This window comes from Curtobacterium sp. A7_M15 (assembly GCF_030705415.1).
GTDB lineage: Bacteria > Actinomycetota > Actinomycetes > Actinomycetales > Microbacteriaceae > Curtobacterium.
In genome coordinates this window covers 1-11,868 of record NZ_JAUZED010000032.1, presented here as the reverse complement: position 1 = coordinate 11,868, position 11,868 = coordinate 1, and the positions used below count along the sequence as shown (strand labels likewise).

At 70.6% G+C, this 11,868-nt stretch carries 11 protein-coding genes; 6 read left to right on the top strand and 5 right to left on the bottom strand.

The genetic code is table 11. The features are described 5' to 3' along the window. Positions 1-63 precede the first annotated feature (63 nt). Positions 64-621 carry a TetR/AcrR family transcriptional regulator gene (locus Q7F20_RS08100; protein WP_305739600.1) on the top strand — a complete coding sequence of 186 codons (558 nt, stop codon included), beginning with the start codon at positions 64-66 and terminating at the stop codon, positions 619-621. Positions 622-631: 10 nt separating this feature from the next. Here Q7F20_RS08100 and Q7F20_RS08095 read toward each other — a convergent pair whose 3' ends face one another. The 5 genes from Q7F20_RS08095 to Q7F20_RS08075 all read right to left on the bottom strand — a co-directional run bounded on the left by Q7F20_RS08095 (position 632) and on the right by Q7F20_RS08075 (position 6,002). Beyond that, on the bottom strand, positions 632-1,594 hold the full coding sequence (locus tag Q7F20_RS08095; RefSeq protein ID WP_305739599.1) for a family 43 glycosylhydrolase: 963 nt from the start codon (positions 1,592-1,594) through the stop codon (positions 632-634). Positions 1,595-1,728: 134 nt separating this feature from the next. After that, positions 1,729-2,655, bottom strand: coding sequence for an ROK family protein (locus Q7F20_RS08090; protein ID WP_305739598.1), 927 nt, complete (start codon positions 2,653-2,655; stop codon positions 1,729-1,731). Continuing rightward, positions 2,652-3,692: an SIS domain-containing protein gene (locus tag Q7F20_RS08085; RefSeq protein WP_305739597.1), complete on the bottom strand. Its 1,041-nt coding sequence runs from the start codon at positions 3,690-3,692 to the stop codon at positions 2,652-2,654. The genes Q7F20_RS08090 and Q7F20_RS08085 overlap by 4 nt, the downstream gene beginning before the upstream one ends. 85 nt (positions 3,693-3,777) lie before the next feature. After that, the gene (locus Q7F20_RS08080) at positions 3,778-4,551 is read right to left on the bottom strand and encodes a DeoR/GlpR family DNA-binding transcription regulator (protein WP_305739596.1); all 774 of its coding nucleotides are present in this window, start codon (positions 4,549-4,551) and stop codon (positions 3,778-3,780) included. Positions 4,552-4,592: 41 nt separating this feature from the next. Continuing rightward, positions 4,593-6,002 carry a sugar porter family MFS transporter gene (locus Q7F20_RS08075; protein ID WP_305739595.1) on the bottom strand — a complete coding sequence of 470 codons (1,410 nt, stop codon included), beginning with the start codon at positions 6,000-6,002 and terminating at the stop codon, positions 4,593-4,595. A 345-nt stretch (positions 6,003-6,347) separates the two neighbouring features. Here Q7F20_RS08075 and Q7F20_RS08070 point away from each other — a divergent pair, with 345 nt between their 5' ends. The 5 genes from Q7F20_RS08070 to Q7F20_RS08050 all read left to right on the top strand — a co-directional run bounded on the left by Q7F20_RS08070 (position 6,348) and on the right by Q7F20_RS08050 (position 11,820). Beyond that, entirely contained in the window at positions 6,348-7,382 is a 1,035-nt protein-coding gene (locus tag Q7F20_RS08070) for a LacI family DNA-binding transcriptional regulator (RefSeq protein ID WP_305739620.1), read from the top strand. Positions 7,383-7,490: 108 nt separating this feature from the next. Next, positions 7,491-8,810 (top strand): ABC transporter substrate-binding protein, encoded by a 1,320-nt coding sequence (locus tag Q7F20_RS08065; RefSeq protein ID WP_305739594.1) that lies wholly within the window; start codon positions 7,491-7,493, stop codon positions 8,808-8,810. Positions 8,811-8,933: 123 nt separating this feature from the next. Continuing rightward, entirely contained in the window at positions 8,934-9,788 is an 855-nt protein-coding gene (locus tag Q7F20_RS08060; RefSeq protein WP_370871640.1) for a carbohydrate ABC transporter permease, read from the top strand. Then, positions 9,788-10,678 (top strand): carbohydrate ABC transporter permease, encoded by an 891-nt coding sequence (locus tag Q7F20_RS08055; protein WP_305739592.1) that lies wholly within the window; start codon positions 9,788-9,790, stop codon positions 10,676-10,678. The genes Q7F20_RS08060 and Q7F20_RS08055 overlap by 1 nt, the downstream gene beginning before the upstream one ends. Beyond that, positions 10,675-11,820 (top strand): glycoside hydrolase family 172 protein, encoded by a 1,146-nt coding sequence (locus Q7F20_RS08050; RefSeq protein ID WP_305739591.1) that lies wholly within the window; start codon positions 10,675-10,677, stop codon positions 11,818-11,820. Before Q7F20_RS08055 ends, Q7F20_RS08050 begins: the two co-directional genes overlap by 4 nt. Positions 11,821-11,868: the final 48 nt, after the last annotated feature.

Sequence of the window (11,868 nt, the reverse complement as noted above, 5' to 3'; positions counted from 1 at the left end):
CGACCGTAGGGGGCCATCCTGGGAAGCGCAAGAGCGAGGGCGGGAGCGAATATGATCGGTGCGATGAAGGTGTCCATGCGCGAGCGGCTCATCGAGGCGGCGACCGAGCTGTTCTACGCAGAGGGCCTGCGCGCCGTGAGCGTCGACCGCGTGATCGAGCGGGCGGGCACGACGAAGGTGACGTTCTACCGGCACTTCAAGAGCAAGGACGACCTCGTCGTGGCGCACCTGGAGCGACGTGCCCAGCAGGAGCGCGAGGGGATCGGCGCAGCCGTCGAACACGCCGACGGCGACCCTGACCGGGCGTTCGAGCTGATCGCCGGCGCGCTGGGCGGCATGGCGTGCGAGCCGGGGTTCCGCGGCTGTCCGTTCATCAACGCCTCGGCCGAGTACCCCGATCCCGAGAGCGCCGTGCGGAGGACGGTCGACCAGCACCGGGCCTGGTGCAAGGAGACCTTCGGGCGGATCATCGAGCCGCTGCACCTGCCGGACCCGGCGGGGGTCTCCGCCGACCTGATGCTGCTGCGGGACGGCGCCATGGTGGCGGGGTACCTCGACGGCGAGGAGATGCTCGCCGCCTCCTTCCTGCGGAGCTGCCGTGCGGTGATCCGCGCCGACTGACGCGCGCCCGTCAGTCCCGGGGTTCCAGCCGCACGCGCGGCACGCCGTCGACGAACGTCAGCTCGGTCGCGCCGATGCGCCACGTGTGCCCGTCGTCCGGGTTGCCCTGGAAGAACAGGTACTCCCGCCCGTCGTCGTCGCGGAAGTACCCCGGGTGGCCCGACTCGGACCGGTTCCACGTCCCCTCGGGCCCCGCCGGCACGAGTGGCTGGTCGGAGCCGCGCGTCCACCTCCGACCGTCGGGGCTCGTCGCCCAACCGATCTGCTGCGGTCGGTTGTTGTACGCGCCCGCGTAGAAGACCGTGAACGTCTCGCCGTCCCACCGGAGCGCCGGCGCCTCGATGCACTCCTCCTCCCAGGGCAACTCCGGGGCCAACGCGGGACCGTCGACGGACAACTGCTCCCAGTCCGCACGGCCGTACGCACTCCCGAGCGGTGCGCGTGCCGTGCCCAGCAGCTGCGTCGTCATCGTCGGGTCGCGCGTCACCCACCCGAGCAGCAACCAGTCCCCGGCCACGACCACGTCCGCGTCGATCGCCCGCCCGCAGGTCCACTCCCCCGTCGGCCGGAACACCGGGTTCTCCGGGTTCGGGGTGAACGTGAGCCCGTCGTCGCTGACCGCGTGGCAGATCGAGTCCTCGCGGCCGCGGCCGTAGGTCTGGAAGAACAGGTGCACGCGACCGTCGATCACCACGGCACCCGGCGCGGCCGCACCGCTGCGGTCGTACTCCCCGAACGACGGCAGCACGGCCACGGTCCGCCACGAGACGAGGTCGTCGCTCTCGGCGACGCCGACCGACCAACCCTGCGGCTCGTCGTCGCTCGCCGACGGGAGCGAGCAGTACAGCAGGTACCGGCCGCCGAACCGCACGACGGACGGGTCCTTCGCGTACGAGCGGCCGCGGCGAGACGTGTCACCCCAGGGCTCGCCGAGCAGGCGCACGGTCGGGGGCGGAACGGCGGGAGCGGGCATGCCTCCACTCTGCGCCCGTACGGCGCGCGCGGACCGGCGTTGCCACCCACCGGACGGGAGGCGCGGCTGGCGTCCGGCACCGCGCCTCCAGTCCGGTGGTCCGACCGTCACGGGCGGTCGTAGCGACCGCCCCGTCAGCCTCGCCGATCCGGCGCGATCGCGACGGCCGCCCCGATCGCGCCCGCGTTGTCGCCGAGGACCGCGGGCCGGAGTTCGACCTCGACGGTGTAGTCCTCCGAACGGCCGAGCGTCCGGTAGAGGTCGTCCCGGATGAGCGGGAAGCACACCGCCGCACTCCCGCCGATCACGGTCACCCGCGGCTGCCACAGCGTGTGCAGTGCGGCGAGCCCCCGCCCGACGGCCGCGCCGTACTCGTGGAACACCGCCGCCACCCGCTCGTCCACGGGAGCCAGCGTCATGGCCTCGGCGATCAGTCCGCGGCCTGCCGCGGCGCCGCCCATCGCAGCGCCGAGTCGCCGCTGCAGCGTGGTCCGGGACGCCGCCTGCTCGAAACAGCCCGTGAGCCCGCAGTAGCACCGCTCCGGATCGCTGCTGATCGGGATGTGCCCGCCTTCGGGGTGTGCGCCGTCCGCGCCTCGGACCGGTCGGCCGTCGACCAGCATCGCGACACCAACGCCGGTGCCGAGCGTCAGCATGAGCAGCCGGTCGGATTCGGTCCCGGCGCCGACGCGGTGCTCGCCGAGCGCTGCGGCCACCGCGTCGTTGTCGATGCCGACCGGGACCCCCAAGCGTTCTCGGAGACGGTCGACGACCGGGAACCCGGTGAACCAGGGCAGGGTGGCCGCGTTGTGGATCACGCCGGCGTCGGTGTCCACCGGGCCGCTCGCGCCGATGCCGACCCCGGTGAGGCTGGACCCGGCGGGCACGACGTCCGTGATCAGTCGGGCGAGCCGCTCGGTCCGCTCCGCCTCGGACCCGGCGCCGAGTTCTGCACTCGGGGCGTCGACGGCCGCGACGACCGAGCCGTCGACGACGGCGATCGCGCGGGAACCGGTCCCGCCGAGGTCGACGCCCACCCGGCAGTCCGACGTGCCGCTCACAGGGCCGCCGTCACCTTCTGGCCGAAGCGGAACCGTCCGGGGACCTCGCCGGTTGCGGCGGCGAACCCGAGGGTGAGCAGCTGCGTCCGGACCGACCCGACCGCGAGTCGGGCGAGCGCACTCCCGCCCTGCGGCGTGGCGAGGAGCTCCGTTCCGTCGTACGCGGTCGGACCGACGGTGCGGACCGTGGCGCCCGAGGCGACGAGGTCCCGGGCGAGGCCCGGCAGGAAGGGGTCATCCGAGTTGCCCGGGCCGAAGAGCACCGCGGTGAGTCCGGGACCGGCGAGTTCGTAGGGGCCGTGTCGGAACGCACCGCCCACGAAACCCTCGACGGGGACCTTCGCCGATTCCTTGGTGATGAGGGCACCGGTGAGTGCGGTGGCGGCGTCGTCACCGATGCCGATGTACGCGAACCGCGAGCGCGGCGCGTTCCAGGCCTCCGCTGCGAACGCGTCCGTGTCCGGCCAGGCGTCGAGCAGCCGGGCGACGTCGTCCGCGGTGCGACGGACGTCCTCGTCGACGGCGCCGAGGGAGCCGCCGGTCATGACGGTGAGGGCGCGCTGCTGGGCGGCGAGCGTGTTGAGGTAGCTCTTGGTGCTGACGGTCGCCTCCGGACCGCTGTGCAGCTCGAGGACGATGTCGGCCATCGCGGCCAGCGGGCTCGACGTGTCGTCGGTCGTCGCGATCGTGAGTGCCGGCTTGCGCGCTCCGGTCAGCGCGTCCGCGAGCGCGGCGACCTCGCCGCTCCGGCCGGACTGGGACGTCGCCCAGACGAGCGTCCGGTCGGTGACGCGGTCCGGCACGTCGAGGAGCTGGCCGGCGTCGATGCGCACGACCGGGAGGCCCCGCGCAGCGAGCGCGCGCTCGATCGGCACGGCCGCGTAGTCGGACGAGCCCATCCCGGTCAGGACGATCCGGTCGTGGCCACTCAGGTCGACGGCGGCGAGCGCCGCGGGCAGCGGCGCGTCGGCCTGGCGTCGGAGCGCGGCCGGCTGCTCGCGGATGTCGTCGATGTAGGAGGAGGTCTCGTTGGACATGGTGGTTCCCTCGTTGGTTCTGGGACGGGTGGAGATGGAGAGGCCGGTGCGTTTGGCAGCGCGGCGCGGACGGGCGGTACGCGGGTCAGCGGGCGACGGGGACGCAGTGCAGCGCCGGCCCGTACGCGGCGCGTTCGTCGGGGTCGAGACCGTCGTCGGTGATGACCAGGTCGATGTCGTCGAGCGGGCACACCGTGGCGAGCGAACGACGGCCGAGCTTCGAGCTGTCGGCCACGACGGCGACCTGCCGTGCGGCCGCGATCATCGCCTGCTTCAACGGGATCTCGACCACGTTGATGTTGGTGACGCCGGCTTCGACGTCGACGCCCTCGGCGCCGAGGAAGGCCCAGTCGACGTGCAGGTCCTCGACCGCCCGTGTGGCGGTCGGACCGACGAGCGTGAAGACGGTGTCGAGCAGCAGCCCACCGGTGACGTGCACCTGGTGGACACCCTGGTTCCGGAGGCACATCGCGACCATGAGGTCGTTCGTCACCACGGTCAGTCCGCGGTGGTCACCGAGCGCTGCGGCGACCTGGTAGGCCGTCGAGCCGTTGTCGATCAGGAGCGTCTGCCCGTCCTCGACGAGAGCTGCGGCTGCGGTACCGATCGCGGTCTTCTCCGCGAGGTGCTGCGATCGGCGCACCTCGTACGGGGTGTCGATCGTGTCCGCCGGGTCGGCCGGGAGCGCACCACCGTGCATCCGCCGGATGAGCCCTGCCCGCTCCAGCCGTTCCATGTCCCGACGGATCGTGGACGAGTCGACGTGGAGCGCGGTCGTGAGGTCCACCGCTCGGACGTAGCCGCTGTCCCGCACCTGGTCGAGGATCGCCTGTCGCCGCTCGGCCGGTGTCTGCGGCATCGAGGACCCCCAGGCGTGGTGGACAGGTACCTCGATCGTAGTCACGCGACCACCCGGCGGCGGTCGTCCTCGGCAGGTCGAGCAGAGCCGGTGCGGAAGTGCTCCTCGAGCTCCTCGAGCGTGCGCCCCTTCGTCTCCGGCATCCGGAAGCAGAAGACCACGAACACCAGGCACACGACACCGAAGATCGACAGCGTCGCCGGTGCACCGATCGAGTCGAGGAGTGGCAGCGAGAACACCCCGATGACCAGGTTGGTGGCGAAGATCACGAAGGTCGCCGCGGCCGTCGCCTTCGCCCGCACGTGCAGGGGGAAGATCTCGGAGATGACGACGTAGGCCACGAGCCCCGGACTCACGGCGTAGACCACGATGTACACCGCGAGGCAGACGAGCGACAGCGCGGCCGTGCTGCCGTTCACCGGGAACGCGAGCAGCAGGGCGAGGGCGCCGAGGGACACCGTCATGCCGATCGCGCCGACGAGCAGCATCGGACGGCGGCCGACCCGGTCGACGAGCGCCATCCCGACCGCGGTGAAGACCACGTTGACCACGCCGAGGCCGACGGTGGCGAGCAGGGATGCCGACGACCCCATCCCGACGGACTGCAGGATCTGCGGCGCGAAGTACACGATGAGGTTGATGCCGCACCCGTTCGCGAAGAACGCGACGAGGATCCCGACGACGACCATCGGTCGGACCCAGCCGCGGAGCAGGTCCCGCCATCGACCGCGGTGGGCCGATGCGTCCTCACGGTTCACGGCCTCGATCTCGTCGATCTCGCGGGAGACGTCGTCCCGCCCGCGGATCCGCCGGAGCACTCGCAGCGCAGCGTCCCCGCGACCCTGCACGACGAGCCACCGCGGCGACTCGGGGATGAGCAGGACCCCGAGCGCGAGGAGGATGCCCGGGACGGCGGCGAGGCCGAGTGACCAGCGCCACGCCTGCGAGTCGGCGAGCGCGGCGTTGATGCCGTAGCCGACGAGGATGCCGAGCGTCGTGAGCAGTTGGAACCCGGCGACGAGCGCGCCCCGGATCCGCGACGGGGCGAGTTCTGCGATGTACACCGGCATCAGCACGAACGCGGCACCGACGCCGAGCCCGACCACCACGCGGCCGACGAGGAGCACCGCGAGGTCGGGTGCCACCGCCGACACCAGTGCGCCGAGGCTGAAGAGCACGCCGGACAGCAGGAGCGTCCACCGGCGTCCGAACCGGTCGGCCAGCGGGCCGCCGGCGAGCGCACCGATCGCGCCGCCGAGGGTCGAGCCGCTCACCACGGCGCCCTCGAGGAAGGAGCCGAGGTGGAGGTCGCCCGCGACGAAGCCGCCGGCGCCGCCGGAGATGCCGATGTCGTAGCCGAAGATGAGGCCGCCGAGGGTGCTGACGGCGATCGCGATGTACACGTACCCCGTCATGCGGTCCCGTTGCGCGGGAACTGGTCGTATCGCCATGTCTGGTCGTCCTTGCTCGTTCAGATCGACAGGGAGAGCGCTCACCGGGCATCGGGCGACGGGAGCGGAGGTTCTGACCACAGTGTCGGTGCGCGGAAGCGTGCGGAACAAGGGACGGCGCGTGCACGTTTTCGTGCACGGTTTCGACACACGACGGAAACCGTCGAACGCGTACGATCGCCTCTCCGGAAGCGGTTGTGTGCCATCGGTCCGACGTTCATCAACGCATTTCGTCCCGATCCGGTTCGGGGTTTTGCGTCAACGCGTTTGACGCTCCTACCGTCACATCAATCGATTGACGGACCACGTCGATCGATCGACGCGAAGGAGCGAGCCGTGCTGACGATGAAGGACATCGCCGCCCAGCTGGGCGTGTCCGTGTCGTCGGTGTCGCTCGTCCTGAACGACCGCGACGCCGGTCGGGTGAACGTCGACACGGCGGGCCGCATCCGGGAACTCGCCCGCACGTTCGGGTACGTCCCGAACCAGCTCGCCCGCTCGCTCAAGTCGAAGCAGACGCAGACCATCGGCCTGGTCTCGGACCGCGTCGCGACGGTCCCCTTCTCGAGCGCGATGCTCGCCGGGGCGCAGGAGGCCGCCTGGCGTCACGGGTACGTGCTCATGCTCGTCGACACCGGCGGGAACGAGGACCTGCAGACGCCGGCGGTGCAGTCGCTCCTGCAGCGCAACGTCGACGGCCTGATCGTCGCGGCGACGTACCACCGCACGGTCGAGCGGCCGCAGGTCCCGATGACGACGCCGGTGGTCCTGCTCGACGGACGCCCGGACGGCGACGAGCGGAGCGCCGACTTCGTCGTACCGGACGAGGAGCGTGGCGCGTTCGACGCGGTGACGCACCTCGTCGAGGCCGGACACCGCCGCATCGGGTTCTGCACGGTCAGCGCGTACCCGATCGCCGACGACCTCCGCACGAAGGGGTACCGCCGCGCCCTCGCCGCGGCGGGGATCCCCTTCGACCCCGATCTGGTCGTCACCGCCGTCGACGCGGCGACCGCCGACGGCATCACCCCCGCGCGGGCACTCCTCGAGCGGCCCGTCAGCGCGCGGCCGACCGCCGTCTTCTGCTTCGGCGACCAGATCGCGATGGGCTTCTACCAGGTGGCCCGGTCGCTCGACCTCGCGATCCCCACCGACCTCTCCATCGTCGGCTTCGACAACCAGGAGTTCGTCGCCGAGGCACTCGACCCGGGGCTCACCACCGTGCAGCTCCCGCACCGTGCGATGGGCGACTGGGCGGTCGAGCGCATCCTCGCGCAGATCGCCCAGCCCACGGGCAGCCGACCGGACCCGGTCGGCTGCCGGATGCACTGCCCGATCGTCGTCAGGGGGTCGGTGGCGCCACCGCGCGACCCGCCCTGACCCGAGCCCCACCTTCCCACCCCACCCGAACGCGACGTGCACGGGCACGTCGCGGTGGTCGAGTGCGCCCGCGTGCGCCCGCCACCGAACCAGCGAAGGAGCTGCACCATGTTCCGTTCCACACGCCGAGCGACCCTCCGGGCCGTCGCCGTCACCACCATCGCGCTCGCTGCAGCCGCCCTCACCGGCTGCAGCACCGCGGGATCCGGCGGCGACAAGACCTTCACGATCCTCCAGTACGAGGACAAGACGACCGCGCAGGGCCAGGGCTGGCAGCTCGCGCTCGACATCTTCAAGAAGAAGCACCCCGACATCACGGTCAAGTTCCAGACCACGAGCTTCGACGGGTTCCGCAAGAACGCCAAGCTCGTGCTCGGGGGCAACTCCGTGCCCGACGTCGTCGAGTTCAACAAGGGCAACGCCGACGGCGGGCAGCTCGCCAGCCAGGGACTCCTCGAGCCGCTCGACGAGCCCGTGGCGAAGTACGGCTGGGACGAGAAGATCACCGGCGGCATGCAGTCGTTCGCGAAGTACGACGACCAGGGCAAGGCCGGGAGCGGCAGCTGGTACGGCATCCCGAACGTGGGCGAGTACGTCACCTTCTACTACAACAAGGAGCAGTTCCAGCAGGCCGGGATCACGTCGGAGCCGCGCACGATGGCCGAGTTCACCGACGCGCTCGCGAAGCTCAAGGCTGCCGGCACCACGCCGATCTCCTCGTCGTCGGCGGTCAACCAGGGCTTCAACCAGATGTGGATCTGGTACTCGCTCGTCTCCGCCCACGCCAACCGGAAGCAGATCGACGACTTCATGTTCCTCAAGGGGAAGACCGACTTCACCAAGGGGCCGTGGAAGCAGGGCACCGAGGAGTTCCAGGACTGGATCGACAAGGGGTACGTGGGCAAGGACCTCGGCGGCCTCAGCTACGAGCAGGCGACGGTCAACTTCCTGAGCGGCAAGGCCGCCATGGTCCCGTGGAACCAGAGCATCTTCCCCCGGGTCAAGAAGGACGCGTCCTTCGACTGGGGATCGTTCACCCTGCCCGGCGCGAACCTCCAGATGGGCTCGAGCGGGCACCTCTGGGGCGTCCCCACCAAATCCGCGCACAAGGACCTCGCCTACGACTGGATCAACACCACGCTGAGCGCGAAGGTGCAGGACCGGATGGGCGAGCTCGGCGGGTTGCCGCTGGCGGGTGACACCGACACGATCTCCGACCCCGTCACCAAGGCGTACACCGAGGGCTTCGACAAGACCGTGCAGGACGACTCCCTGAGCTTCTACCCGGACTACCCGGTGCCCGGCTTCCTCGACTTCATCCAGAACAACATGTCGGCGATGTCCAACGGCAACGAGACCGCCGACCAGTACCTCGACAAGCTGCAGGCCTTCTACGACGACGGCAAGAAGACCGTCGACCAGGGCTGAGGCGCAGGAGACGTCATGACCGCGACCACCCCGAGCGTCCGACGCGCGCCCACCGCCGCGCGGACCGGACGCACCAGATCCCGTAGCCACCGTCAGCACTCGTACTGGTGGTACCTCGTCCCGATGTTCATCGGGACCCTCGCCATCGTGCTCGTCCCCTTCGGGATGAACATCTGGTACAGCCTGTTCCAGTGGAAGGGCGGCCTCGCCCCGATGCGCTGGTACGGCCTCGGCAACTACGTCGACCTGCTCGGCGACGCCCAGTTCTGGCTGGCCTTCAAGAACTCGGTCTTCATGATCGTCGGCATCGTCGTGGTACCGACGCTCATCGGCCTCGTCCTCGCCGCGATGCTGTTCGACCACCTCGGCCGCGAGTTCGGCCCGAAGGTCGCGGCCACGCTCCGCGCCCTGTACTACCTGCCGCAGATCCTGCCGATCGCGGTCGCCGGTTTCGTGTGGAGCTGGGTGCTCGCGACGCAGAACGGACTGCTGAACAGCGTGCTCGCGGCGGTCGGCGACACGAGTCCGCCGGACTGGTTGGGCAACCCGGACATCGCGATCTACGCGGTGATGCTCGTGCTCGTGTGGCTGCAGATCGGGTACCCGGTCGTGGTGTTCATGGCCGCCCTGCAGCGGGTCGACCCCGAGCTCTACGAGGCCGCGTCGCTCGACGGCGCCGGCTGGTGGCGACGCTTCACGGCGATCACGCTGCCGCAGATCCGTCCCGAGGTCTTCGTCGTCGTGATCACCGCGACGGTCGGGGCGCTCAAGGTGTTCGCGCCGATCCTGATCCTCACCGGCGGGGGCCCGGAGGGCTCCACGGTCGTGCCGTCGTACTACTCGTACCGGAACTTCTTCGAGCTGTCGAAGGTCGGGTACGGATCCGCCATCGCCACGGTGATGTCGGTCGTCATCTTCGTGATCGCCGGGGTCCTCATGTGGCTGCAGCGTCGCGACGCCGAAGGGAAGGACGCCTGATGAGCGCCGTCGTCACCGAGACCACCACCCCGACAGCCGCACCTCGCCTCGAGGCTCCGCGTCGGAAGCGCCGCGGCGTCACACGGTGGATCGTGCTCGCCGTCGCCGTGGCGTTCGCGCTGCTCATGCTCGCGCCCCTGCTGCTGCTCGTCCTGAACGCGTTCAAGACCGGGGCCGACTACTCGGCGCACGGCCCCCTCGCGCTGCCGACGCACCTCAGCACGGAGGCGTTCCAGCAGTACCTGGCGCTCGTCGACTACCCGCGGGCACTCGTCAACTCGATCGTCATCTCCGGACTCGTCGCGGTCCTCGGCACCGCACTCGCCCTCGTCACCTCGTACGCGCTCGGCATCGGTCGCGTCCGGGGCCGGACGTGGCTGCTCGCCGTGTTCCTGCTCGCCACGATGCTGCCGCAGGAGTCGCTCATCTACCCGCTCTTCTACGGAGCGCAGGCGACCGGGCTGTTCAACACGATCTGGAGCGTCGTCATCGTGTTCACGGTGCTGCAGGCGGCCTTCGGCACCTACCTGCTCTCGAGCGTGATGAGCACCATCCCGCAGTCGCTGCTCGAGGCGGCCGCGCTCGACGGCGCCGGACGGTTCCGGATCCTCTGGTCCGTGGTCTTCCCGGTGCTCCGACCGACGCTGAGCGTCCTCGTCGTGTTCTTCTTCGTCTGGACCTGGAACGAGTTCTACATCCCCCTCGTCCTGCTGAGCGACCAGTCCGCGCAGACGATCCCGATCGCCCTGGCGACCCTGCAGGGCCAGAACAGCATCGACCTGACGGCGCTGAACGCGGGCTCGCTGCTGTCCCTGCTCCCGACGCTGGTGTTCTTCCTCGTCTTCCAGCGAACCCTGAGCCGCGGTGTCACCGCTGGCTCGGTCAAGTGAACGACACCGCTCACCCCGACCCCGCACCGAACCCAGGAGGCCCCGTGCTCCCCGCCCTCACCGAACTCGCCCCGCCCGCCGGCGTGCGATCCAGGACCGTCAACGCCGAGAACCCCACCGGGGCGTTCGGGGTCGCCGCGTCCGCGTCCTCCGCCCTCGGCCCCGGCCGGAAGGGCAGCGCCTGGGGGCAGCTGCCCGCCGGCGGCACGCTCGACCTGCTCGACATCGACGGCCCGGGTGTCGTCCGGCACATCTGGATCACGGTGACGGACCGCACCGAGGCGGGTCCGTTCGTCCTCCGCGACCTCGTGCTCCGCGCGTACTGGGACGACGAGGAGGAACCCTCGGTCGAGGTCCCGCTCGGGGACTTCTTCTGCAACGGCTTCGCCACCCGCGCACTCGTCACGAGCGAGCCGATCACCGTCGCCCCGACCGGCGGGATGAACAGCTACTTCCCGATGCCGTTCCGGAAGCACGCCCGCCTCTCCCTCACGAGCGAGCACGGAGCCGACCTCGAGCACGTCTTCTTCCAGGTCGACCTGACCACCGGGGACGACATCGCCGAGGACACGCCCTACTTCCACGCCCAGTGGCGGCGCTCGAACGCCTCCACCGCGCTCGGCGAGGACCACGTGATCCTCGACGGTGTGCGCGGCCGCGGCCGGTACGTCGGCACCTACGTGGCCCTCGCGTCCCTCAGCCGGTTCTGGTGGGGCGAGGGCGAGGTGAAGTTCTTCATCGACGGTGACGGCGACCTGCCCTCGCTGTGCAGCACCGGCCTCGAGGACTACGCCGGCGGAGCATGGGCGTTCCAGGACGAGCTCCGAGCGTCCCCGGAGCCGATCCCGCTGACCTTCAGCGCGCCGTACTTCGGCTACCCCTTCTGCAGCAGCCGTGACACCACGGGGGCCTCGGAGTTCATCCACGCGGTCGCGCCGATGCACGCGCTCTACCGGTGGCACCTGCCCGACCCGATCTGGTTCGAGGAGGACCTGCGTGTCACGGTCCAGCAGATCGGCACATGGGACCACGGCCTGTTCGAGCGCTCGGACGACGTCAGCACCGTCGCGTACTGGTACCAGTCGGAGCCGCACGCGTCGTTCCCGACCCTGCCCGACGCGGCGGCGCGCGTCCCACGGTGACCGACCGGCGGACGGGAGGCGCGGTGCCAGCCCGCACCGCGCCTCCCG